At 74.4% G+C, this 258-nt stretch carries 1 pseudogene; it reads left to right on the top strand.

The annotated features are described in order from the left end of the window. A pseudogene (locus MKK63_RS25830) lies at nucleotides 1-258 on the top strand (IS630 family transposase); the annotation flags it as partial.

Below are 258 nucleotides of genomic sequence, written 5' to 3'. Positions count from 1 at the left end.
GGCGCCTGCTGGCTGTGTCGGCGATCTACGCGGGCGGCTCACGCTCGGCCGCCGCCGCTCTCGGCGGGGTCGGGCTCCAGACGGTGCGCGACTGGGTCGTGGCGTCTCGGTGTCCGGTCTGCCCCGCCCTCGGCAAAGGGGACGGCCTCGTCATGCCCCGCTGCATCACCGCGGCGATGGCCTTTCGTCTCGAAGAGATCGCCCAGGCCGTCGCCCCCGGTGCGCACGCCGTGCTGCTGCTCGATCAGGCCGGGTGGC

It is taken from the genome of Methylobacterium sp. J-088 (assembly GCF_022829295.1).
In the GTDB taxonomy this organism is placed as follows: Bacteria; Pseudomonadota; Alphaproteobacteria; order Rhizobiales; family Beijerinckiaceae; genus Methylobacterium.
Note: the sequence above shows the minus strand (reverse complement) of the source record. Positions and strands in the feature narration are given on the sequence as shown.